Origin of the sequence: uncultured Psychroserpens sp., assembly GCF_947494225.1 — a bacterium.
Classification (GTDB): Bacteria; Bacteroidota; Bacteroidia; order Flavobacteriales; family Flavobacteriaceae; genus Psychroserpens.
Genome location: NZ_CANLUG010000002.1, coordinates 656257 through 681281, shown reverse-complemented (window position 1 = coordinate 681281; position 25025 = coordinate 656257). Strand labels below are relative to the sequence as shown.

The window sequence follows — 25025 nt, the reverse complement described above, 5'->3', positions numbered from 1 at the left end:
TTGTTTTTATTACAAAGGGTTTCTCACTTAAATCAAATGTATTAACTAAATGGTAAAGTCACCATTTGTTTTGTGCTCGCTATTCTCATATCTATCTACACATTTATTTAAAATGTCATATGCTTCTTTGGCATCTCCCCATCCGCCAACATCTACTTTCTTTTTTTCTAAGTCTTTATACACTTGAAAGAAGTGTGTAATTTCTTTTTTTCTATGCGGATTTAAATCGGTAATGTCATTATAACTATTCCAAATTGGATCTGTTACTGGCACACAAATTAATTTTTCATCTGGTCCTTTTTCATCGGCCATATGAAACACCCCAATGGGTTTAACTTCCATCACACACATTGGAAAAGTAGGTTCTGTACCCATCACTAATACATCCAAAGGATCTCCATCTAAGGCCAGTGTTTTTGGGATAAATCCATAATCACCAGGATACATCATTGATGAAAATAACATACGATCAAAACGTATTTTGTTAAGTTCAAAATCATATTCATATTTGTTACGGCTTCCTTTTGGGATTTCTATTAGTACATCAAAGGTCTGTTTTCCTGTTGCTGTCATATCTTCTTATATTTTTGTGCCTATTACTGAGGCTTCTTATTCTTTTTTCGGGCTGCAAAGATAATGTATTGTTTGGGTTTAGCAATTAAAATATAGCGTCTATTCCAAACTTTTAAAATTTTTATAAATAAAAATGCAATAGAATAAAAAAATGTCGTCTTTTATATTGAAGAGCCTTCTTAAAAAGGTATAATAACATTGGAATCAGAAAACAGTAAAAAGCTAAAAGATTTTTTCGGAAGAGAATATCAATCTCTCAAGATTTACGTGAACGCTAAAATAAGTGACACCACAAATCGTGATGCAGAAGATATTATTCAAGATGTCGCTCTAAAATTATTTTCTGGAGCTGATAGATATGCTCCAATAAATAACGTAGCTGGTTTTGTTTATAGATCAATAAGAAACAAGATTGTTGATATTATGAGATCCGGAAAAAAAACAGAACCTATTGATACAGATAGTCCTCTTGTAGATTTATCTGACACATTGCAGCAATCTAATGAAAATTACATGTCAGAAGAAATGTCCTCTGTATTAAAAACCTGTATAGAAACACTTAAACCAGCCTATAGAGATATTATTCTGGCTGTTGATTTCGAAGGATATTCATACAGTGAAATTTCGAAAGAAACGGGAATCCCAGAAGGCACTTTAATGTCGAGAAGACATAGAGCCATAGGCATATTATATAAAAAAATTGAAATAGAAATAAACAAACATAAAACTAATAAATCATGACAAATTTTTTCACTCATAAATTCAGAAAAAAGTCTCCTATAGAAATAGCGGGAATGATTATCTTCGGTATCATTGCCATAGCAGGACTAGCCATTTTATTTGGCTTTGTTATTATGTGGCTATGGAATTGGCTAATGCCATTAATTTTTGGACTTCCTTTGTTAACGTATTGGCAAGCGGTTGGCCTATTTATACTACTCAAACTCCTTCTTGGAGGATGTGGCGGCGGAGGCGGTAAAAAGTCGTCAAAAAGATCACAAAACGAATGCAAAGATAATTCTAAAACAGATTTTTCTAAATGGAAATATTACGATAAGTTCTGGAAAGAGGAAGGTGATGCCTATTACAAACGGTACATAGAGCGTCAAACAAGTCAAGACGAAGGACATAATTCTACACAGTCAGATTCTGAATTAAATTAAACACATTATGGAAGTATTAATTTTTCAAACAGACATCGAAACCAAAACAAAAGTCAAATCCATAAGGTCGTCATTCAATAATCATTCGGGCATCCTAAAATGGTCCATAGACATTGAAGACATTGACAACGTTCTTAGAATTGAAGCAGTATCACATTCTTTACAAAATGACATTATAAATCTGGCAAACACAAGAGGTTTTAACATTAAATTACTGCCCGATTAAACATCCTCTAATCTTAATATGCAATTAAGCAATCCCTTGTTCTGGTACAAAAGATTGCTTTTTTGTTTACGTTAGAATTCTAAATCTTCATATTTATGTAACATAAAAGAGAAAACTGTGATATTTCTTGTAGTGATTGTTTATCTAGAGGTTCGTGAATTTAAAAATGACTGATGTTTTGAGATTTATTAAGTGAACTTTAAAAATATTTTTTTTAGCAAAAAATATTAACTATATTATTTTCAGCAGTCTACAACCTTTAACTCTAACGCTTATGTCTTTTAAATTAATCAAGTATTCTTTTTTAATAATTCTATTTTCAAGTTGCTCAGGTGTTTTTACAGAACGCTTATTATTAACCGATATCAATAGTGATAATGCGAACATATCAACTCAGTACTGGGTTGGTTATGATAGCGATACAAATAAAGCTGAGTCGTGCTATTATTTTGAAAATGCAGGTTATTTCAGCAAAAGTAAAATTTGGGTTTGTGAAGTGAACGCTAAAGGTAAAGTCTATCTTCGGTTAAAAGAAACTAAAATAGAAAACAGGTTTATAGCACAGACAACAATGTGGACTGATGATGGTCAATCAATTACTTCTTTATCTATTTTAATTAAAAAATCTTCTGATGAGTATCACTCATATTTGCTCTCGGATAACGGTTATAAAATTGCCGAAAACAGTGCAAAACTTAAAAATTTGAAGGATCACTATTCAGTAAAAATCTCAAAAAGTGAAAACACATTAACCTTTGATAGTGAAGCCGTCGATTTGTACTCTGATGATATCATTTCATTTTTGGAATCCTTAAATCTTAATATAGAATTAAAAAAAGTGGCAATTTTTAAAGCTACTGATAAAGAATTTTATGATAAAACGTTAAAAAAAATAAACGCCCCTAGAAAATAACTACGTCTTTAGCAGCTATTTGTGCAAAACATTAACTCCAATCAACTGTTTTCTTATTTTGCTTACATTTGAATGCCAAACAATCAAATCAACATGAAGTATTTATTTAAGTTTTGCATTTTAATATTTTGCGTTAACTTTTCAATACATAGTCAAACCACAAAAAAAGTACTCTTTCTTGGTAATAGCTATACGGGAGTCAACAATTTACCAGCTATGGTAAACACTATGGCTACAAGTACAGGAGATGTTTTAATTTATGATTCTAATACGCCAGGTGGCTATCGTTTAATACATCATGCCTCCAATACAACTACTCTCAATAAAATCAACTCAGACAATTGGGATTACGTTGTATTACAAGGACAGAGTCAAGAAACATCGTGGAGTCAAACTCAAATGCAGGCCGAAGTATTTCCATATGCTCTGTCGCTAAGTAATGCTATAAGGGCGAACTATGAATGTTCAGAACCTATGTTTTATATGACATGGGGAAGAGAAAATGGCGATGCTTCTAATTGCGGCAACCTAGATTGGGTTTGTACCTACGAAGGTATGGATGATGCTATAAGAAGCACCTATATCACTATGGCCAATGATAACAATGCCGAAGTATCTCCAGCAGGAGCCGTTTGGCGGTATTTACGTAATAACCATCCAAGCCTTGATTTATACACCAATGATGGCTCACATCCTTCATTAGCAGGTTCCTATGCTGCTGCCTGCGCTTTTTACACTATGGTTTATAAAAAAGACCCAACTCTAATCACTTGGAATTCGGGTTTATCAACAAACGATGCCAATACCATAAAAATGGCTGCAAAGACGATAGTCTTTGATGAGATTTCTAATTGGGATTTCACCATAAATCCAGCCATGGCAGATTATACTGAAGTTGTCAATGAAGAACAAATATCGTTCACCAACACAAGTAATGATTTTGATTCTTTACTTTGGGATTTTGGAGACGGAAATACATCAACAGCAATTAATCCAATCCACATGTACGCCGCAACAGGTGATTATATGGTAACATTAACCGTAACTAAATGTGGGAAATCAAATACGAAAACAAAGACGTTTAGCATTTCAAATTTAAGCACAGAAGACTTAGAACTAAAAGATTCAATTATTTTTCCAAATCCAGTTTCTGACCTTCTGACTATACATTTAAATACAAATTATGAGGTTATTGATATACTCATTTTTGATGTCTCTGGAAAACTCATTAGCAAAAACACGTCTAAAAACACCTCAACACTAAACTTAGATTTTTCAAAATTAAGTTCGGGAATGTACCTTTTAAATGTATCTGCAAATCGCAGTTCTTTTACGTCGTACATTATAAAAAAGTAAGATTCATTACCCATTTAAAGTAGCATTATAGCTTTTAGAATAAAGTTGCTTTGAGCTTCAATCTTTTCTATGTCAAATAAATATTGTTAATTGTAAGGTAACTTCTTAACCAATTAGCATGCTTAGACATATCAAAACTGTACTTTCCATTCTTCGGGAACGTGACAATCCGCTTAAGATTATTTGGGCTTATGTATTGCTGCGTACAGGTTTAAATAAGTATATAACCATAAAACAACGTGGGTACAAAATTCATTTATCCCAATCTAATTTGGCAATAACTTTATTTGGCAACAAAGATTACGGACAAGAAGACGAAGGCTTTCTGCGAAAAACACTTCAACTTAATGCGACATATGTCGATGTTGGTGCCAACATAGGTACGTTGGTGCTTACAGGTTCTATCGCTGTGGGTAACGCAGGAAAAGTAATTGGAATTGAAGCGCACCCTAAAACTTTTGATGTCCTAAAATCCAATATTAAACTTAACGGATTTAAAAATATTGAACTCCTAAACTCTGCCGTTGGAAATGAAAAAGGCAAGCTCCATTTTAGCGATGCCAAATCTGATGACTCAAACAAAATACTTTTAGATTCTAACCAAGGTGTTGAAGTTGATGTGAACTTATTGGATGAATTATTAAAAGACATCAATCACATCGATGTTTTAAAGATTGATGTTGAGGGCTATGAAAAGTATGTTTTTGAAGGTGCAACTGATGTTTTAAATAAAACAAAACTCATTTATTTCGAATCTTTTGAAAACAATTATGCGACCTACAATTATAATACAGGAGATATTATAAATCTTTTAAACACATTAAACTTTCATATTTATAAAGTGATTAACAACAAACAATTACAGCCTTTAGATCACAACTATAGATCTGTAAAATGCGAGAATTTAGTAGCAACCAAACAACCTAAGTGCTTAGAAGACGAGTACAAATTTGAATTCATTTCATGACAGTCAACTACTATAAATCCATTCTTTCATGGTGGGAACCAAAACGTATATGGTTTAATTTTCTTGTTGGAATATCTGGTATTTTAGGTATGCTCACTGGTATATCTCAATTTGAATTTACAGACCTACTAGGTGTCTTGGCATGGGGCATCTTGGCGAATATTCTTTTTTCAACAGGAATCTTGGTTGAAATTTTAGAGGATTACTACTTCAAAGGAAAATTAAAATTGCAGCACTTCAGATGGACCTTCTTAGTTATTGGAACACTATTATATTGCACGCTAACATTTTCTTATGCGGTGTATTATTATACACCATTTATAGATTTTTAAGTTTAAAAACTTATGAAGATCTTGGAAACAACGACCTATTAGCCTATCACTAGATTTATTTGTAAACCTTGTTTTTAAAGGCTACCACTTTTACAATGAATTTCTAGACGCTGGTGAAGGAATAGTCACTAATGCCTTATCAGACCGATTGAAAAACTGGAATATCACGATTTTTTAACTACTGAAAAATATCATTGATCGTATTCGCAATGACAAAGCATCTTTTATTAAAAACGTGATAACATTGGTACGACATTTTGACAACAAAAACTTTTACTAACGAACATTTTCTTATATCTAAAAATTATATATATTTGCAACTGACTGATTGGTCAGTCAGTGATTATATATTTCTATGGATAAAAAGCAACAACTTATAACAGTAGCCACTCAACTATTTGTAGAGCGCGGTTTTGAAAACACTCCTGTTTCTTTAATCTGCGATACTGCTAAAGTTTCTAAAGGATTGGTATTTCATCATTTTAAATCAAAAGACGGACTTCTACGTGCCATTTTTGAAGAAACCACCAAAAAAGTAGCAGACATATCCTCCATTGATAACATTAACGAAGATCCCTATCAGCAATTACGGAACATTATTAACTCATTGTTCGTTCAGTTAGAGATTGACAAAACATTGTTCCAACTAAACCTTCATTTAATTCTTCAACCTAAAACAAGAAGACTTCTAAATGATCTAATAGGCCAAAGATCATCTTATATTTTAAATCATGTTAAACACATATATGGTTTGATAGACCCAGAAAATGCCACTATTAGAAGTTATATGTTTATTGCTGAATTAGACGGAATCGCATTAAACTATCTAACCATTTTTGAAGATTATCCCCTACAAGAAATACAACAACAACTTATAGCTAAATACACTAAATAATGAACTTTATAAAAACCAACGATTTCAATATAATACAACCATTGAGACAAGAACTTTACGACACCTTCACAACCGCTTTAGACAGCATGTGGGAATCTCTTTATATTGGGTCATCCACAAGTTACTTGATTCAGGTTAATACTAAAACCATAGGTTATTGTTGTATTGACAATGACAAAAGCCTCACTCAAATCTATATTAAAAAACCACATTTAACTCGTATGCAGGACGCCATAACCTCGCTTATTGATTTAAAACTTATTGTGTCGGCAAAGCTTAGCTCTATTGAACCTGTAGGTTTTAATACCTGTTTAATACATGCTTCATCTGTTAAAAATAACACCTATTGTTTTCAATTTGAAAACGACACACCTGAGCAAAATACATCTGTTGAATTAACTGTTGCAACCAACGAAGATGTTGAGATGATACAATCATTTTATAAAACTCAAGTAGGTTTTGAGGACACTTTTGGATATACCGAAAATCTTGTAAAACGTCAAGAATTATTTATAGTTAAAAATGGTTCAGATTTTGTTGGAACAGGAGAATGTAGATTAAGCGACTCCCAACCTAGATATGCTGATGTTGGTGTAGCGATACATTCAACTTTCCGAAGACAAGGTTATGCTTCACAAACTTTACATGTACTCGCCAAAAAAGCACTAACCAAACATCGTAAACCAATTTGCTCAACAACAATTGATAACATAGGATCTAAAAAAGCAATTGAAAAAGCTGGATTCCATTTCAGTCATAGCATATTTGACCTTAGATTTGTATCATAAAACTTATTTCGTATAATGAAAGAACAAATCAAAACCTATTTTAACCGATATGTAACATTTGAAGATTCTGAAATAGATGCTATTTATTCTAAGCTAGAAGAAAAAACGTTTCGCAAAAAGGAATTTCTCTTAACAGAAAATAGTATTTGTCGTTATAATTTTTTTATAGTCAAAGGCGTTGTTAGGTTGTTTTATTTAGATGCCAAAGGTCATGAGAAAATTACACAATTTGCCATAGACAATTGGTGGATTACACACATGGAAAGTTTTATTCAACAAATTCCTTCAACACAATATCTCCAAGCCATTGAGGACACCACAGTATTATGTTTATCTAAAAGCAACTTGGAAACGCTTTATAAAACTTATCCAAAATTAGAACGCATGTTTAGGCTTATTACGGAGAATATGTTAATTGCAAACCTTAGAAAAAGTGATATATATCTCCAAATGAAAAGTAAGGAACGTTATTCTTTTTTTGTCGAAAAACTGCCAGGTTTTGCCCAACGTGTACCTCAATATATGATTGCTTCATATTTAGAAATCACTCCAGAATACCTTAGCGAATTGCGAAGACAACGCATTTAAAAGTCTTTCTTAAGATATCTTAATTTTTAGGTTCAAACGATCACATAATTTTACGCCATAATTAAAAACAAACAAAAATGGCACGAATTACTTATAACGATATTCCTAATGGAATGTTTGAACACTTAAGAACAATTGAAGACTTCATACTTAACTCTTCGTTAAGCAAACAATTGATTGAAATCATCCGATTAAGAACCTCTCAAAAAAATGGTTGTGCTTATTGTGTAGACATGCACCATAAAGAATTAAAACATATGGGTGAAACCGATTTACGATTGTCCTCTTTATGTGTTTGGGAAGAAACGCCCTATTTCAACGAAAATGAAAGAGCCGTTCTTCATTTTACAGATGCACTTACCAAGCTAGATCGTAAGCCTATTTCAGATCATATCTATAACGAACTATTAAGTTTCTTTACCAAAGAAGAAATTTGTTATATCACTTTAGCAATTTCACAAAGCAATACTTGGAATCGATTAATGAAAACTTTTGAGTTTACTCCAGGAAACTATAAGGCAAACGAATAATAATATATCTATGAAGCTTAAAATCATTAAACTCTTTTTAAGATTAGCGCTATCGCTTAGTTTCTTATCGGCAGTAGCAGATCGCTTCGGTCTTTGGCCTGAAAACATTTCGGTCTGGCAAAATTGGTCTAATTTTTTAGACTATACCCAACTCATAAATCCGTGGTTGCCTCATCATGTCATACCACTAATTGGCGTCATTGTTACTGTCCTTGAAATAGCCTTTGCTATGTTCCTTTTAATTGGACTTAAAACTGAGTTCTTCGCCAAACTTAGCGGTTTTTTACTCCTAATCTTTGCGCTGTCAATGGCATTTTCAACAGGCATAAAAGGTGTTTTAGACTTTTCGGTACTAAGTGCATCGGCGGGAGCATTTGCTTTAAGCCAATTCAAAGAAAAATATATTGAACTTGATTTGCTGTTCTCTAAAGCCAGCGCAGAATTAAAAACCTAACAGGTTCTGCGCTAGTTTATTTTCAATTTATTACATTAGATATAAATGAAGTGTCGCTCACGAAGAATAGCGCCATACGATTTCAAAATGCCATTACAATGAAAACATTAATTTTATATCTGTTCTTTTTTTTAACTCTTATAAGTTGTACTAATAAAACTGAAAAAGAACAGCCCCAGACCATACCTACAAAAATTTCAGATAAAACCATTATTGATTTATCTCATAGTTATTCTGACAAAACTGTGTATTGGGTAACTGCCAAAGAATTTAAATTAGATACGGTTTTTAAGGGTCAAACAGATAAGGGCTATTATTATGCGGCCAATAATTTTAGTACGGCAGAACATGGTGGTACTCACATAGATGCGCCTATTCACTTTGCTAAAAATGCGCAAACCGTAGATCAAATTCCTCTCGAAAAACTAGTTGGTAATGCTATTAAAATTGATGTGTCTTCAAAAAGTAGTGACGACCCAGATTATTTGGTAAGTATTGAGGATTTCAAGAACTGGGAGAAAAATCATGGTTATAAAATACCAGATGGTAGTATTGTATTAATCGAAACAGGTTTCTCAAAATATTACCCGAACAAAGCAAAATATTTAGGTACAGACGAACGCGGAGATCATGCGGTGAAGCTCTTACACTTTCCTGGGCTTTCTCCTGAAGCCGCAACATGGTTAGTTGAAAATAGGCAGATCAATTCCATTGGAATAGACACACCTAGTATAGATTATGGTCAGTCTGAATATTTTAAAAGTCATGTGATCTTACTTGAAAAAAATATTCCAGCTTTCGAAAATCTCACTAACTTAAGTATGCTGCCATCTAATGGGTTTGAAATTATTGCTTTACCTATGAAAATTGAAGGTGGTAGTGGCGCACCTTTAAGAATTATAGCGCTTATTAATAAGGTATAATCTCTAAAAGCTAAATCCAAAACTTCCAGTCACACCAAAAGATCGGGCATCTGGGTTGGTTAGGTAGTTTCCTCTAAAGTTAAAATCGATTCGCAATATTTTAAAGATATTACCGACACCAAAACTGTATTCATAGTATATATCTTCACTAGGAGCAACCAAAGGTGTTTCAACAGGGTTTCCTGTTGTATTCAATGCAATGTTTTCGTCAGACAAATCTCCCCAAACACCTCTAAGACCAATTATAGCTCTTAAATTATATTTTTTTAAGAATGGAATTCTAGAGAATATGCGTCCATTAAAATTATGTTCCAAATGCAGTGACGTGTATGTATCTGTAACAAACTCATAGAAATCTAACTGTGGAAATGTATTATATATTGAAAAGTACGACTGATTTCCTGGCACTACACTAAGCAATCCTAACGGCACTTCACCAAAAGTTTTACCCGCTTCGATTGTGGTTGTCAATCGTCCAAAACCACCAACTTGCCATGGTTGAATATATGAAAATTGAACCTTGGTATAATCGAAATCACTATTAAACCAACTCTTATCACCTCGGGTCACTTGAGCAAATAAGGTTGCAAAACCATCATTGGCATTTCTACGCTCTACACCATAACCTGTCATTTTTCGATTTGGAAAATACGATAATGATAAGGCTGTTTCAAACTGCTTTACCTCAGACGAAATTCCTGTTGGAGATTCTGGGTCGTTATAATCTAGACTAAATGTAGGAGAAGCAGACTCTAATGTTCTGTAGGTACCACTCGTTCTAATTACGAAATTCTTACTAGGTTCAATCTCTAATGCTAATGTTGTTAAATTCACATTAGTCAACTTATCATTAGTACTTGTTCCAACTACGGCAGAAGAGGCTAAGCTTCGTCCTAAAACATCGGTTGATGATGTGAGATTTGCTCCTATTTGTTCTACATCTCTCCTATTTCCTCCAGATATGATTAATCTGTTTTTCTTATCAATAAGCCACTTTCCTGAGATTCCATATTTAAACTTGTCATCTCTAAATCCATAGGCTAAAAACCCTTCTACTCTCCATAAATCATTAGGTCCAAAGTAAGTACGTCCTCCTCCACGTATACGAACGCCTTCAACCTCATTATATCCAAATACCGAAAATACGGGTCCGATATCAAGACTAAGGCTTGGCACCTCAATATAGCCTGAAGCCAAAATACTTCCTAAATTGTAAAGGCGCTTGAATTTTTTGACGGTTTTAAGGGTATCTAGCATTTTATAAACACCTTTCTCGTCCTTATTTAGCGATTCCATTCGGTTTTTTTCCCAAAACTCATCATCACGATTATAGGCATCTTCATTATAATTATAAACCTCTTCGTCATAAAATTTTTCGTCCTGAACCTCATCAAAAACATAGTTATCATATAAGGTCGTTCTTTTTCCGTAGACACCTCGAGATTTTTCTTTTTTACTCAAGGCAAAATCAGAAAGCATATAATCACGCTTAATTAAAAACAGCGTGTCGTTTAGGACTTCAAATTCCTGTTCTATATAAATTTCTTTAACCCAGTTAATGTTTGCACTCTTTGATGCTTGTAAATTGATATCCTTAATAGCATAAGTCGAATCATTTACCCAAAAATCACCTTTAAAGGTTAGTTCGTTTTTACGTCTAGGATAATAAATAATGTTGTAACACCACTTGTTATCAATAAATGCACTATCAGATAGTACATAATTATATGTTTGGATTCCTGTTCGTGACAACGGACTTACGAAACTCTTATCAAAAAATTTAAGATAGTTGTCATAAATATTGAAATCGGCATATAAATCATCTACAAAATCAATAATCACCTGATTATTACTAAATCCAGAATTCTTATTACCTTTTAGTTCTTCTTTTTCTTTTTTCAGTAGATTATCGCCATATACTTTACTTACGGCTTCATTAATAAACATTGGCAAGTAAGTTTTACCCGTTACGCTAGAAGTATCTACTTTATCAAAGACAAATTCCATACCTCTAAATAATCTACTTTTAATTAAAGCACTATCAATTGTATTGATATCAAACTCTACTTTCTCGTATTTATCATACTGGTATTGTTTAAATTGTCGCAATCCATTTTGTCGTTTCCGTTCCCAAATTTTCTTTAAAATTCTAATGGCTGGATTTTCAGATGCTTTTTTTGACTGTTTCCCAGTAACTATGACCACTTCATTAAGAGCGGCAGCCTCTTCTTTTAAAATAAATCTTAAGTCGTAGTTAACTTTCTGTTCTAAATTAAACTCTTTAAGTTCATAACCCAGAAAAGAAACAATTACGGTTTGCCAAGTGTTTTCAGACTCTAAATAAAATCTACCATCTTCATTAGTAATGGTACCTTCGGTAGAGCCTTTAAATAATACATTTGCAAAGGCAATAGGTTCGTTATTTTCGTCGTACACATAACCACTCACTTTAGTTTGTGAGAAAGCCGTAGTTATTCCAAAGAATAAAAATAAAATAAGGAGCTTTTGTTTCATCAATTTTAATATTTGCAACCTACGAGTATTCAGATATTATTCTTCTTAGTCGAAACCGGTATTGCAATTCAAATGCCGTATTGGCCATTTAATTAAAAAACTTCATCAACAATCGTGCTAATGAAGTTTTTAAAACGCAAATAATTGCGATTTATTTATTTGTACATCACTTTTTTAACTGCTTTAACTACATCTTCGCTATTAGGCAACCATTCTGCAAGTAATACAGGAGAGTATGGTGCTGGTGTATCAGCAGTGTTTATTTTTACAACTGGAGCATCTAAATAATCAAATGCTTCAGATTGCACTAGGTATGTGATTTCTGTGGCAACATTTCCAAAAGGCCATGCTTCTTCAAGTACAACCAATCGATTTGTTTTCTTAACCGATTCTAAAATGGCTTTTCTATCCATTGGGCGCACTGTTCGTAAGTCGATAATCTCACAAGAAATGCCATCTTTTTCTAATTCATCTGCCGCTTTATAGGCTTCTTTAATAATTTTACCAAAAGATACTATAGTGACATCTGTACCTTCTCGTTTAATTTCGGCAACACCTAATGGGATTGTATATTCGCCTTCAGGTACTTCACCTTTATCACCATACATCTGTTCGCTTTCCATAAAAATCACAGGGTCATCATCACGAATAGCAGATTTTAGTAAACCTTTTGCATCATAAGGATTTGAAGGTACAATAACTTTTAAACCAGGTGTATTTGCAAACCAACTCTCAAATGCTTGAGAGTGCGTGGCTGCTAGCTGTCCAGCCGATGCTGTTGGCCCACGAAATACAATTGGGCATTTAAACTGCCCACCTGACATTTGTCTTATTTTTGCCGCATTATTTATAATTTGATCAATACCAACTAAAGAGAAGTTGAATGTCATATATTCTACAATGGGACGATTCCCAGTCATTGTAGACCCTATGGCAATACCTGCAAAACCCAGCTCAGCAATTGGCGTATCAATCACACGTTTAGGTCCAAATTCATCTAACATTCCTTTTGAAGCTTTATACGCTCCATTATATTCTGCAACCTCCTCACCCATTAAATAAATGCTCTCATCTCTACGCATCTCTTCGCTCATGGCTTCGGCAATCGCTTCTCTAAATTGAATTGTCTTCATCTATCAGTTTTTTAAACGAATAGCAAAAGTAATAATTATTGCTAATAAAATAATATAAAAATGAGGCCGAAAACTAGAAACAATCTCCTGTAAGTTCTCATTTTTACACAATTTCAACGTTTTACAATTAAAATTCATCAAACTCCAATACATTTGATTCCCAAAAAATTGAATTATTAGTACTTTTCAAGCTAATTTCTGATAATTTGACAATCAAACTTCTTATAATCAAATTTTTCATGAATTTTATTATGCACGCATAGTAAAATTCAAATTATTATAATTATCTTCGTAACCTCTAAAAATTAACATCAAAAACAAACTTCAATATGAAAAAAATTTTAATAGTACTTTGTGTGACTTTATGTATAGCATTCAAAGGATTCGCTCAAGACAAAAAAGTAGCTGTAGTAAGCTTTTATACAGATAAAATTATCGGTTTTAGTGAACTCGATGCAGGAGGTGAAGAACTTTTAGCAAGTGTATTAAAATTAAGAGATAATCCAGATTTTGATTTAACACCAATTTTAGAACAGTTTCATACAGAGTTTTTTGACACCTACGCAAAGAAGTTTCCTTTTGAATTACTTCCAGAAGACGAGGTTACGAAAAATCAGGCCTATATAGATTTCAAACCAAAATATGAAAAAGACGCTGAAGAACTCAAGCGTTATGTTGTTTATCCTGGTTATAAATACATCTATGATGGTTTTGCTGGTAAAGACAATGAGGTAGCAACGGCAAAGATGTTTAGCGATAAAGCCAATGGTGTTATGTTCGTTGAAATACATTTTGACCTTACTAAAGGTTTTGGAATTGGCGGAACTGCAACGGTAAAAATGAGAGCTAATGCAAGAATTACAATGTATGACAAATCAGGAAAAAAACTTTTCGTAATCAACGAAGGTGCTAATTCGAAAAAAACGTCTGTAATGGTTAAAGGAATTCCTGTAATGAGCACAAAAAAAATATTACCAATGTGTGAAAGCGCACTTGAACGACTTATGAAGGACTTAAACAAACGTCTTCCTAAGATTATTAAAAAAGCAAAAAAATTAAAATAAATATACACTCAAAATAAATAATTCGATATGAAAATATTAGTATGTATTAGTCACGTTCCTGATACGACTTCAAAGATTAACTTCACCGAAGGAGACACAAAATTCGACACTACTGGTGTTCAATTTGTGATTAATCCAAATGACGAGTTTGGATTAACGCGTGCTATGTGGTTTAAAGAAAAGCAAGGTGCTAACGTTACTGTTGTTAATGTTGGTGGCCCTGAAACAGAACCAACGCTTCGTAAGGCATTAGCTATTGGAGCAGATGCGGCTATACGTGTAAACACTGCAGCTAAGGACGGTTTTCAGGTGGCAAAGGAGTTAGCCAGTGTAGTGAATGAAGGTGCTTATGATCTTGTTATTGCTGGACGTGAATCTATTGATTATAACGGAGGAATGGTTCCAGGAATGTTGGCTGCTTTAACTAAAGCCAACTATGTAACCAACTGTATTAGCTTAGACGTTGATGGCTCTAATGCTACTGCTGTGAGAGAGATAGATGGAGGAAAAGAAACGGTAACCACAAGTTTACCATTGGTTATTGGAGGTCAAAAAGGATTGGTTGAAGAAAGTGATCTTCGAATTCCAAATATGAGAGGAATTATGATGGCTCGTCAAAAACCGTTATCTGTAGTAGAACCAACAAACGCCTCTTCTGAGACGAATTCGGTTCAATTTGAAAAGCCTGCTCCTAAAGGTGCAGTAACTTTAGTAGATGCAGATAATATCGATCAATTAGTGAGCTTACTTCACAATGAAGCGAAAGTCATTTAATCAACCTTAAAAGAAAAAAACATGTCAGTTTTAGTATATACAGAATCAGAACAAGGAAAATTTAAAAAAGTAGCTTTTGAAGTTGCTTCTTATGCCAAAGCAGTTGCAGACCAACTAGGCACTACTGTAACGGCAGTAGCGGTTAACGCTGGAGACGCTTCAGAATTAGGAGCTTATGGTGTAGACAAAGTACTAACGATTAACAACAGTGATTTAGACAAATTCAATGCTAATGCCTATGCTGCTGCTCTTGAGCAAGCTGCTAAACAAGAAGGATCTAAAGTTGTTGTGTTAAGTTCGAGTGCAGATAGTAAATATTTAGCACCTTTAGTGGCTGTTAGTTTGGAAGCAGGTTATGCCTCAAACGTGGTTGAAACACCATCAAACACAGCACCTTTTACAGTAAAACGCACAGCATTTACAAACAAAGCATTCAACCTAACATCTATTGATACCGATGTGAAAGTTGTTGGTGTTTCTAAAAATGCATTCGGCCTAGTTGAAACTAGCGGAAATGCAACTTCGGAAGATTTTTCTCCTTCTATACCAACGTCTGGAGTTACAGTACAATCTGTAGATAAGGCAACCGATAAAGTAACAATTGCAGATGCAGAAATTGTTGTGTCTGGTGGTCGTGGATTGAAAGGTCCTGAAAATTGGGGAATGGTTGAAGAATTAGCAGAAGTATTAGGAGCTGCAACAGCCTGTTCGAAGCCTGTATCAGATTTAGGATGGAGACCTCATAGTGAACACGTTGGTCAAACAGGAAAACCTGTGGCATCTAACTTATACATTGCTATTGGTATCTCAGGAGCTATTCAGCATTTAGCTGGTATAAACTCATCTAAAGTAAAAGTAGTTATCAATACAGACCCAGAAGCACCTTTCTTTAAAGCTGCAGATTACGGGGTTGTAGGTGACGCCTTTGAAGTTGTACCAACACTCATTGAAAAATTAAAAGCTTTTAAAGCCCAAAACGCATAATTTTTTTTAAATTGTAGTTGGAAAAGGGCTGTTTTGATTTGGTTCTTTATATATAAATCTGCATTTTGCAGTTTGTAAAGTCCTAATTAAAACGGTTCTTTGTGTTTTAGAAATTATGAGTTTAGTGAGATTAAACATAAAAGGAATTTCATACAGCCAAACCCAAAATGGTGCGTATGCTTTAATTCTTAATGAAGTTGATGGTGATCGTAAATTACCTATAGTCATTGGCGCTTTTGAAGCACAATCAATAGCCATTGCCCTAGAAAAAGAAATAAGACCTCCTAGACCGTTAACTCATGACTTATTTAAAAATTTTGCAGACCGCTTTGACATTGTAGTTAAACAAGTTATCATCCATAAATTGGTTGACGGTGTCTTCTACTCTAGCTTAATTTGTGAACGCGATAAGATTGAAGAAATTATTGATGCCAGAACAAGTGACGCTATTGCATTGGCTTTACGATTTAAGGCACCAATATTTACATACAAAAACATTTTAGATAAAGCCGGAATTTACCTAAAGGTCAACCCTAAAAAAGAAACCGAAGATCAAGATTCTATTTTGGTTGATGATATGGTGGTCGAAGAAATTGAAGCAAGCATACAAGATAATTATATGGATAAGTCGCTTCAAGAATTACATACACTCCTCGATGAAGCAGTTAATAACGAAGATTATGAAAAAGCCGCTAAAATTCGAGATGAAATTTCCAAACGTTAATCCCTTTCACATGAGACATTTTTTACTAGCTGTTGCAGCTATTTTTTTTGGAATTACAACAGGCTTTAGTCAAGACTTAGAAAAAAAATGGGAATTCGACGCGATTCAATCTGAAGATGGCTCTTCTTTATATAATATCACTTCGGCAGATATTTTAAATTTAAAGGCAGGTGAATTTAATTACACTTTAAATGCAAAAGATAATTTAGAAGCTGAAGGCGATTATTTATACCAAAACAACCTATTGGTTTTTTACTATTCTAAGCCAACCGACACCATAAGAAGATATAAGATTTCTGAACTTACCGATTCTACTTTAGTATTTTCAGAAAAGGAAACTATCTATAAATTTAAAGCTGCCAAAACTAACGACATTGTTGCATCAGCCGATAGTAGCACATCAGAAACAACACCTTTAACTACGGCTAATACCACCGATATTATCCCGAGTCAAGGGTTTTCCATGAATAGTTTATGGCGTGGTGCCTTAGGGATGATAACACTCGTTTTTATTGCATTTTTATTTAGTAGTAATCGTAAGGCTATCAATTGGAAAACCGTTGGACTAGGATTAGCATTTCAACTCATTATTGCCGTAGGAGTTTTAAAAGTAGGGTTTGTGAAAGCTATTTTTGAGTTTATTGGTGGACTTTTTGTTCAAGTATTAGAGTTCACCCGAGCTGGTAGTAAGTTCTTATTCGAAGGTTTAGTAGTTGATATGGACACCTTTGGATTTATCTTTGCTTTTCAAGTATTACCGACAATTATTTTCTTTTCGGCTTTAACTTCGGTTTTATTTTATTTAGGTCTTATTCAAAAATTAGTAAAAGGGCTAGGCTGGTTACTATCAAAAGTATTGAAGATTTCAGGCGCAGAAAGTTTAAGTGTAGCTGGAAATATATTTCTAGGTCAAACCGAAGCCCCACTTTTAATCAAGGCCTACCTTGAAAAGATGAATAAATCTGAGATCCTCTTGGTTATGATTGGAGGTATGGCTACTGTAGCAGGCGCCGTTCTTGCAGCATATATTGGATTCTTAGGTGGCGACGATCCTGCATTAAGGTTATTTTATGCAAAGCATTTGTTAGCCGCTTCTGTTATGGCAGCGCCTGGAGCTATTGTAATTTCTAAAATCTTATTCCCTCAAACAGAAAAAATTGATACAGATGTTCACGTCTCTCAAGAAAAAATAGGTTCTAATATTTTAGAAGCTATCGCAAATGGAACAACCGAGGGCTTAAAACTTGCCGTTAATGTTGGTGCGATGTTATTAGTTTTTGTAGCATTTATTGCTATGATAAATTACGGCTTTGATAAAATAGGTTACTTTACAGGACTCAATGACTGGATTGTAAATAACACAGGATACAATAGTTTATCCCTTGAATTTATTCTAGGCTATATCTTTGCTCCATTAATGTGGCTTATTGGTGTTGCCAAAGAAGATATGGCATTGATGGGTCAATTATTAGGTATTAAATTAGCTGCGAGTGAGTTTATTGGGTATATCCAATTGGCCGATTTAAAAGATGCAGCTAGTGCAACACACTTAAAATATCAAAAGTCAATAATTATGGCAACCTATATGTTATGTGGATTTGCCAACTTTGCTTCTATTGGAATTCAAATTGGAGGTATTGGTTCTTTAGCACCTGGCCAAAGAAAGCAATTGTCTAAATTTGGTATGAAAGCCCTTATTGGAGGAACATTAGCCTCATTAATTTCTGCAACTATTGCAGGAATGATTATAGGTTAGTTCTATATTCAAACCAACTTTCTAAGGATAGTTAATAACTTTTAATATTATAAAGGGTTGAAGCCATTGAGATTCAACCCTTATTTTTATTTTTATTTGCTGAAAAATGACGTAGAATTTAAAAGAGATTTCTGCTTTTGCAGAATAGGAATATGAAACAATACCACGACTTAGTAAAGCACGTTTTAGAACACGGAAACGAAAAAGGAGATCGTACAGGAACAGGAACCAAAAGTGTTTTTGGATACCAAATGCGATTTAACTTAAGTGAAGGTTTCCCAATGGTTACCACAAAAAAACTACACCTAAAATCTATCATTTATGAATTACTATGGTTCTTAAAGGGTGATACTAATATTAAATATCTTACCGAAAATGGTGTTCGTATTTGGAATGAATGGGCAGACGAAAATGGTGATTTAGGACCTGTATATGGTCACCAATGGCGTAACTGGAATAACGATGAGATAGATCAAATTAAAGACGTTATTCATGCCTTAAAACATAACCCTAACAGTCGTCGTATGATGGTTTCCGCTTGGAATCCATCGGTACTTCCAGACACTTCGCAATCATTTAGCGACAATGTTGCCAATGGTAAAGCCGCTTTACCGCCATGCCATGCCTTTTTTCAGTTTTATGTTGCTGACGGAAAATTATCTTGTCAACTTTATCAACGTAGCGCAGATATCTTTTTAGGTGTGCCTTTCAATATTGCTTCTTATGCTTTATTTACAATGATGATGGCTCAAGTATGTGGTTATGAGGCTGGTGAATTCATACACACTTTTGGTGATGCCCACATTTACAGCAATCATTATGAGCAATTAGAACTGCAATTATCTAGAGATGCAAGACCTTTGCCTCAAATGCGTCTTAACCCTGAAATAAATGATATTTTCGATTTCAAATTTGAAGATTTCACTTTAGAGAATTACAATCCGCATCCACACATTAAAGGTGCTGTAGCGGTTTAAAACAAAATACTTTTTATAGATGAAGATGAAATACCTATTCACTGTGCTATTTGCATTGACAAGTATGCTAATTTTTGCACAAGAAGAAAGGCCTAAACAAGAAGATAAAGAAGGCGTTATTATTAAAGATCTCGATAAAAATGACGATGAAGTTGCCTTTGTTGTTATTGAAAATGTCCCTGTGTATTATGGTTGCAACGAAAAACTATCCAATGCAGATCTCAAAAATTGTATGAGCAAAAAATTAGTAAAGCACGTGTCTGTAAATTTCAATACCGACATCGCCACTAATTTAGGCTTGCCAGATGGTAGAGTAAGAATTAATGTGATTTTTAAAATTAATAAAGAAGGAAAAGTTGTTGATATTCAAGCAAGAGCTCCTCACCCAGCTCTTGAAAAAGAAGCTATAAGAGTCATTGGCCTAATGCCAGACATGGATAAGCCTGGTTATCAAAAAGGCAAACCTGTAATTGTACCTTATTCGTTGCCTATTGTTTTTCAAATTGACAATAGTTCTAAAAAACTTAGTAAAAAGGAAAGACGACGCCTTAGACGAAGTCAAAAAAATTAATACAAAAGAGCTTTCAGTTTGAAAGCTCTTTTTTACTTTATGTGATAAGCTCCACATACTTTAATCATAATATTTGAGTTAAAAAGACTAAATTTACGTTACTAATTTTTGATTTATGTTTGGAAAAAAGAAACCTATACCTCAAATTGATAAAGAACAATTAGCGTTAATTAAATATGCCGAAAAACGCATCAAACAAAAAAAACGCGTTTATGTCCATTTTGTAATATTCTTAATTGGTGCAGTCTTTTTAATTCTAGCGAATACCGTTCTAGGAATAGGCAAAGATTTTACAATTGCTGGACTCGATTGGTTTGTTATTGCTATTGTATTGTGGTTAGCCCTATTTGTATATCATTTTGTGACGGTCTTCATTACTCATAGTTTTATGGGTAAAGACTGGGAAGATCAACAGCGTGAGGCCTTAGTTGCAAAGCAGCAACAACGTATTGAAAAACTTAAACAGCAACTTTTAAAAGAAGAAACCGAAATTGCAAAATCTGAGGTATATAACGAAACTTTAAAGCCAGCCTCTCCAGATCAAAAAAAAAAATCTGAACTCACTATAATAGTTGCCGCTGGTGAGAACGATGCCATTGGTAAAGACAATGATTTAATATGGCATTTAAGTGATGACCTTAAGCGTTTCAAGTCCCTTACTAATGGCCATCATATTATTATGGGTCGAAAAACTTTTGAAAGTTTCCCAAAGCCCTTACCTAACCGTAAACATGTGGTCATTACGAGACAAGACAATTATAAAGCACCCGATGGTGTTATTGTTGTGAATAACATGGAAGACGCTTTAGATGCTTCTAAAAATGACGAACAACCATTTATTATAGGTGGAGGTGAAATTTACAAACAATCTATGTCGCTGGCCGATAAAATTGAAATTACACGTGTTCACCATAGTTTCGAAAATGCAGATACCTTCTTTCCTGAAATAGACTTATCCATTTGGAAAGAAACCCGCAGTGAATTTCATGAAAAAGATGACAAACACGACTTTTCTTTTACGTTTTTAACTTATGTTAAACACTAATAATCTGATAAAATAAGGGGAATTATATTCCTATTTCTATTTAATGTTGTCAACAAACTGTCTTTACACAAAGTAATAATTAGCTTTACAAGAACACGTACCTATTGTACAACATCACAAAATAATCAATAGGTTGACAATGCAAAAAGTCTTAAAACTAACTATTCTAATCAGAATTTTATTCTGAAACTTCGTTAATGTTAGACCTTTACATTAAAGAAGAGCTTGATCTATTCCTTGCTAACAGAAGCAAGGCTCAAACTGAATATTTCGTTTTAAGACTTTGTAACTCTTAGTATTTATACGAAACCAAAAAGCTAATAATTACAGGTGTTAGCTTTTATAATTCTATTTTCTAACCTTAGTTTTCAAATTGAATGGAAGTTTCGCAAAAAAGCGAGACATCATTAAAATGACATCTCGCTTTAGTCTTAACTCACATCTAACTTTAGACTTTAGTTAAAACTACTACTAAGGGTATATCAGACACGCCACAACCACCTGAACCTCCTTGGAAATCAAGCATGTTAAGCGTTAGGCTTTCAGAGTCATCACACGGTTGAGCAATAATATTGCTTGGATCACCTCCAAGTAATAATAGAGACGCACAACCAATATTAGTAGATAGTCCGTTATCAATTATGACTTGTCCATTTGTAAAAGAGAACGTCACTGTCATTGTATTTGTTGGACCACCAGGCAAATATGCAACGTCAAATTGTCTGCTAAATGCACCATTTGCTCCTTCGCTAATAGTCACGGTTTGATCTGCAAAAACAGGTCCTCCAAAAAGACTATCTCCAGATGTTACAGTTAAATTGTAATCTCCAACAAAATTACCTGAAGCAGAATTTAAAGATGGACAAATACGAATTCTATAAGATACTGGACGACTAGATCCGTCAACACCTGCTGTAACGTCAGCTGAGCTTGTAGATGTTAAAACAACATCAAAAACCATAGCTTCAGTAATATTCGCAGCTTGCGCAATATCAAACTGTATTTTTGGAAATGCTTCAATAGTTAATGGATCTTTAGCTCCTCCATTGGCAACATCTAAGTTTCCAGCTTCTAAATCTGAAAAGAAAAAGAATGTTGAACTTCCTGCAGGGTTAAGTAAAACGCCATTATTATTAAATACAGTATTAGGATTTGGTCCAGATACAGACACTAAGTCATAATTAATTCTTAATTCTGAGCTTGAAATTGGCACATTTACAAATACAGGAACCTCAAATAAGTTATCTGTATTGTAAGAGTCAATTGCAATATCTCTTGATGCTCCTGAGGTTACAAATTGTACCCAACCTGTTGTAGGATTAGCATCAAATTTACCTTCATTTTCACCTTCACTATCATCACAACTATAAACAGTCAATAACAACGCAAAAGAGAAAAACATTATTTTAAAAAGATGTTTCATGTGTATTTGTTTTATAGTTTAGTTAATGTAAAGCCTTGTATTGATGTTGGTCCACAAGATTCAAAAGGATCCTGTCTATATGTTATAGTATGCATAACGTCACTCATTAATGAGTATGTACCATTATTAGCATTGCCTGCACTCGATAGAATATAGAATGGAGGGTTTCCAGCAGTACAAGACACCGAAATATCTACATCACCTGCCAAGTTGAAAAGGTTACAAGCTAAATTAATAGTTACAGGTAACACAGTATCTACACCTGATCCAGGTAAAAACGTTGTTGTAAAGACGCGCTCTGTTGGAGTTCCACCAAGGCTTACTGTTACATTCCCTGTTAAGAAATTACCACTACCGTCATCTGTTAGTAAATAGTCACCAACCAAATAAGTTTCTGGTACAGGACACACTTCAAAGACATTAATAACGAATCTATTAAGGTCAATATCTACATTATCTGGTAAGCCAGATAAAGAAAATATGATTTGCTTAACAGTAGCATCTACTAAACCATTATCTACACCAGTTACTGTTAAAACTCCTGAATAAGAATTTGCAGGAATCGTCACAGAACTTGGTAATGTATAGGTTGCAGGATCAGCATTACTTTCTGTTTCCAAATTAATATTGAAAACTCTATCTGTAGCTGAAACAGTACTAGAATTTAAGACAAGATCAACACTACCAGTATCATCAATAGTGATAGGTAAGCTAACTGTCGAATTAGCGAATGATAAAAATGTTCTGTTTTCTGATTCTACACCGTTAGAAAGGATAGGATCAATATTTTCATCACAAGACGTTATACTTAGTAAAAGACCAAGTACAAACGTTATTTTATAAATATATTTCATGTTCATATTATTGATTATGTTAGTATCCTGGGTTTTGAGTAATTGCATTATTACCATCAAGCTCATTTTGTGGAATAGCTAATGTGAATCTGAAATCACCTACAGCTAAATCACAAGGCGCATCGAAAGTACCACAATCAACAGCTAATCTGTTCACACCAAGTCCAATTTCAGAACCTATACGCTTAATATCTAAGAAACGTTTTCCTTCGAAACAGAATTCTTTACGTCTTTCACTTAAAATATCAGTAAGTGCCGCATTTAATGAAGCATAAGAAGGCGCAGGTGAAGCAGAACCAGTTCTTGCATCACGTAAATCTTGAACCGTTTGAGCCGCATTACCGAGCATCCCATTTCGAGCCTCGATTTCTGCTTTTATCAATTGTATTTCCGAAGATCTAACAATCATAATGTCATTTACTTGTAAACCACCAGAACCTCCAGGGTACTTATTGATTAACAATTCATTTGCAGGATCGTCTAATCCAATAATTGTACTAACAGGTGCTAAGTTAACGCTACGTCTGATGTCATTAGGAAGTGCCGACAACTCATTTAAAAGTTGATTAGAAATTTCTAAAAAGGCATCATTTGGCATTACTTGGTTAAAGTAAAATAATCCACCAACACCGTTATCTCCGTTTACTCTAGCTAGTTTAAAAATAACTTCAGTATTATCTGCACCTAAGTACATTGATGAATATTGAATTTGATTAGCCAATGGGTAATCATTTAATAACTGGTTTGTTAAAGTCATCGTCTGAGCTCCAAAGTCACCTACATTTACAGCAAGTTTAACTTGCAATGCTTTTACAAAATCTCTATTGATAAAGATTGGTGTAGCTGCTGTAATGTTACTTGGGTCTAACAAAGTATTAGCTTCTGCTAAGTCTGCATTAATAAATGCAACCGTTTCAGCCACGGTGTTTCTTTCAAAAGCGTCTGATGTTGCTGGTACAAAATCAACATTAATAATGGCTAACGAATTAGGATCTTGATAATCTACAGTATAGTACTCGAACAAGTCGAAATGTGCTAAAGCACGTAATCCTAATAATTGTCCTTTAATATGGTTTGCTTCATTAATGTCACTTTGTGTGGTGAAAGTTAAATTTCCCATCGCTCTCAACACACGGTTAACGCGGTTGATTGTAGCATAACGGTTTGCCCATATTGCGCTAGAAGGTGTACCACCAGCGAAATTCACAATGTAAGCATACGCTTGAGCACCTTGTCCGTTACTCGCTTGACCAGCCTTTAAATTGTCAGACAAAATAGCGTTGGCATAAAGGGCATCTCCTGTACCATTTCCGCCAAAATCAGGCCCATATGCAGCATAAGCACCATTTAATCCTGTTTGCAAATCTGCTACAGTTTGAAAGGCAACTTCTTCATTAAGCTCTCCTTCTTGTACAACATCAGTTGCATCTTCGCAGGAAACAGCAATCATAAATATGGCTGCAATGCCTAGTGTTTTTAATATATATTTTTTCATATT

27 protein-coding genes are annotated in these 25025 nt (G+C 34.0%); 21 read left to right on the top strand and 6 right to left on the bottom strand.

Going from position 1 to position 25025, the window contains the following annotated elements; genetic code table 11:
• Positions 1–45 precede the first annotated feature (45 nt).
• Entirely contained in the window at positions 46–573 is a 528-nt protein-coding gene (locus Q0893_RS07115) for an inorganic diphosphatase (RefSeq protein WP_298900285.1), read from the bottom strand.
• 198 nt (positions 574–771) lie between these two features.
• Between Q0893_RS07115 and Q0893_RS07110 the strand changes: the two genes are divergently transcribed.
• From Q0893_RS07110 to Q0893_RS07050, 13 genes are all read left to right on the top strand, one after another.
• Complete coding sequence (locus Q0893_RS07110) at positions 772–1314, top strand: RNA polymerase sigma factor (RefSeq protein ID WP_299273850.1); 543 nt, start codon at positions 772–774, stop codon at positions 1312–1314.
• Entirely contained in the window at positions 1311–1736 is a 426-nt protein-coding gene (locus tag Q0893_RS07105; RefSeq protein WP_299273847.1) for a hypothetical protein, read from the top strand. Before Q0893_RS07110 ends, Q0893_RS07105 begins: the two co-directional genes overlap by 4 nt.
• Before the next feature lie 7 nt (positions 1737–1743).
• Positions 1744–1962 (top strand): hypothetical protein, encoded by a 219-nt coding sequence (locus Q0893_RS07100; protein WP_298900288.1) that lies wholly within the window; start codon positions 1744–1746, stop codon positions 1960–1962.
• 274 nt (positions 1963–2236) lie between these two features.
• The gene (locus tag Q0893_RS07095) at positions 2237–2875 is read left to right on the top strand and encodes a hypothetical protein (RefSeq protein ID WP_298900289.1); all 639 of its coding nucleotides are present in this window, start codon (positions 2237–2239) and stop codon (positions 2873–2875) included.
• 93 nt (positions 2876–2968) lie between these two features.
• The gene (locus tag Q0893_RS07090) at positions 2969–4231 is read left to right on the top strand and encodes a T9SS type A sorting domain-containing protein (RefSeq protein WP_298900290.1); all 1263 of its coding nucleotides are present in this window, start codon (positions 2969–2971) and stop codon (positions 4229–4231) included.
• 118 nt (positions 4232–4349) lie between these two features.
• A complete protein-coding gene (locus tag Q0893_RS07085) occupies positions 4350–5198 on the top strand; it encodes an FkbM family methyltransferase (protein ID WP_299273842.1) in 849 nt (282 codons plus the stop codon).
• Positions 5195–5530, top strand: coding sequence for a hypothetical protein (locus Q0893_RS07080; RefSeq protein WP_299273839.1), 336 nt, complete (start codon positions 5195–5197; stop codon positions 5528–5530). Before Q0893_RS07085 ends, Q0893_RS07080 begins: the two co-directional genes overlap by 4 nt.
• Positions 5531–5885: 355 nt before the next feature.
• Entirely contained in the window at positions 5886–6425 is a 540-nt protein-coding gene (locus Q0893_RS07075) for a TetR/AcrR family transcriptional regulator (protein ID WP_299273836.1), read from the top strand.
• The gene (locus Q0893_RS07070) at positions 6425–7213 is read left to right on the top strand and encodes a GNAT family N-acetyltransferase (RefSeq protein ID WP_298900294.1); all 789 of its coding nucleotides are present in this window, start codon (positions 6425–6427) and stop codon (positions 7211–7213) included. Before Q0893_RS07075 ends, Q0893_RS07070 begins: the two co-directional genes overlap by 1 nt.
• A gap of 15 nt (positions 7214–7228) precedes the next feature.
• On the top strand, positions 7229–7801 hold the full coding sequence (locus tag Q0893_RS07065) for a Crp/Fnr family transcriptional regulator (RefSeq protein ID WP_298900295.1): 573 nt from the start codon (positions 7229–7231) through the stop codon (positions 7799–7801).
• 77 nt (positions 7802–7878) lie between these two features.
• Positions 7879–8331 carry a carboxymuconolactone decarboxylase family protein gene (locus tag Q0893_RS07060; protein WP_299273832.1) on the top strand — a complete coding sequence of 151 codons (453 nt, stop codon included), beginning with the start codon at positions 7879–7881 and terminating at the stop codon, positions 8329–8331.
• Between the two features lie 10 nt (positions 8332–8341).
• Positions 8342–8785 carry a DoxX family protein gene (locus Q0893_RS07055; protein ID WP_299273829.1) on the top strand — a complete coding sequence of 148 codons (444 nt, stop codon included), beginning with the start codon at positions 8342–8344 and terminating at the stop codon, positions 8783–8785.
• Between the two features lie 98 nt (positions 8786–8883).
• Positions 8884–9708, top strand: a complete 825-nt coding sequence (locus tag Q0893_RS07050; RefSeq protein ID WP_299273826.1) for a cyclase family protein — start codon at positions 8884–8886, stop codon at positions 9706–9708.
• A gap of 3 nt (positions 9709–9711) precedes the next feature.
• Here Q0893_RS07050 and Q0893_RS07045 read toward each other — a convergent pair whose 3' ends face one another.
• Both Q0893_RS07045 and Q0893_RS07040 read right to left on the bottom strand, forming a co-directional pair.
• Complete coding sequence (locus Q0893_RS07045; protein WP_298900299.1) at positions 9712–12222, bottom strand: DUF5686 and carboxypeptidase-like regulatory domain-containing protein; 2511 nt, start codon at positions 12220–12222, stop codon at positions 9712–9714.
• Positions 12223–12377: 155 nt separating this feature from the next.
• Complete coding sequence (locus tag Q0893_RS07040) at positions 12378–13355, bottom strand: pyruvate dehydrogenase complex E1 component subunit beta (RefSeq protein ID WP_298900300.1); 978 nt, start codon at positions 13353–13355, stop codon at positions 12378–12380.
• A gap of 329 nt (positions 13356–13684) precedes the next feature.
• Here Q0893_RS07040 and Q0893_RS07035 point away from each other — a divergent pair, with 329 nt between their 5' ends.
• The 8 genes from Q0893_RS07035 (at position 13685) to Q0893_RS07000 (ending at position 21250) form a co-directional block, all read left to right on the top strand.
• Positions 13685–14419: a hypothetical protein gene (locus Q0893_RS07035; RefSeq protein WP_299273821.1), complete on the top strand. Its 735-nt coding sequence runs from the start codon at positions 13685–13687 to the stop codon at positions 14417–14419.
• 27 nt (positions 14420–14446) lie between these two features.
• Positions 14447–15193, top strand: coding sequence for an electron transfer flavoprotein subunit beta/FixA family protein (locus Q0893_RS07030; RefSeq protein WP_298900302.1), 747 nt, complete (start codon positions 14447–14449; stop codon positions 15191–15193).
• 21 nt (positions 15194–15214) lie between these two features.
• Complete coding sequence (locus tag Q0893_RS07025; protein WP_298900303.1) at positions 15215–16177, top strand: electron transfer flavoprotein subunit alpha/FixB family protein; 963 nt, start codon at positions 15215–15217, stop codon at positions 16175–16177.
• A gap of 115 nt (positions 16178–16292) precedes the next feature.
• Positions 16293–16901, top strand: coding sequence for a bifunctional nuclease family protein (locus Q0893_RS07020; protein WP_298900304.1), 609 nt, complete (start codon positions 16293–16295; stop codon positions 16899–16901).
• Between the two features lie 10 nt (positions 16902–16911).
• Positions 16912–18657, top strand: coding sequence for a nucleoside transporter C-terminal domain-containing protein (locus Q0893_RS07015; RefSeq protein ID WP_299273816.1), 1746 nt, complete (start codon positions 16912–16914; stop codon positions 18655–18657).
• Positions 18658–18809: 152 nt separating this feature from the next.
• On the top strand, positions 18810–19634 hold the full coding sequence (locus Q0893_RS07010; RefSeq protein WP_298900306.1) for a thymidylate synthase: 825 nt from the start codon (positions 18810–18812) through the stop codon (positions 19632–19634).
• Between the two features lie 25 nt (positions 19635–19659).
• Positions 19660–20205: an energy transducer TonB gene (locus Q0893_RS07005; RefSeq protein WP_299273812.1), complete on the top strand. Its 546-nt coding sequence runs from the start codon at positions 19660–19662 to the stop codon at positions 20203–20205.
• 115 nt (positions 20206–20320) lie between these two features.
• On the top strand, positions 20321–21250 hold the full coding sequence (locus Q0893_RS07000; RefSeq protein WP_299273809.1) for a dihydrofolate reductase: 930 nt from the start codon (positions 20321–20323) through the stop codon (positions 21248–21250).
• Between the two features lie 448 nt (positions 21251–21698).
• Here Q0893_RS07000 and Q0893_RS06995 read toward each other — a convergent pair whose 3' ends face one another.
• Genes Q0893_RS06995 through Q0893_RS06985 form a run of 3 tightly spaced genes read right to left on the bottom strand, consistent with a single transcriptional unit; the run spans position 21699 to position 25022 of the window.
• Positions 21699–22673 (bottom strand): hypothetical protein, encoded by a 975-nt coding sequence (locus Q0893_RS06995; protein ID WP_299273805.1) that lies wholly within the window; start codon positions 22671–22673, stop codon positions 21699–21701.
• An 11-nt stretch (positions 22674–22684) separates the two neighbouring features.
• A complete protein-coding gene (locus tag Q0893_RS06990) occupies positions 22685–23527 on the bottom strand; it encodes a hypothetical protein (RefSeq protein WP_299273801.1) in 843 nt (280 codons plus the stop codon).
• A 19-nt stretch (positions 23528–23546) separates the two neighbouring features.
• Entirely contained in the window at positions 23547–25022 is a 1476-nt protein-coding gene (locus Q0893_RS06985) for a RagB/SusD family nutrient uptake outer membrane protein (RefSeq protein ID WP_298900311.1), read from the bottom strand.
• Positions 25023–25025 lie beyond the last annotated feature (3 nt).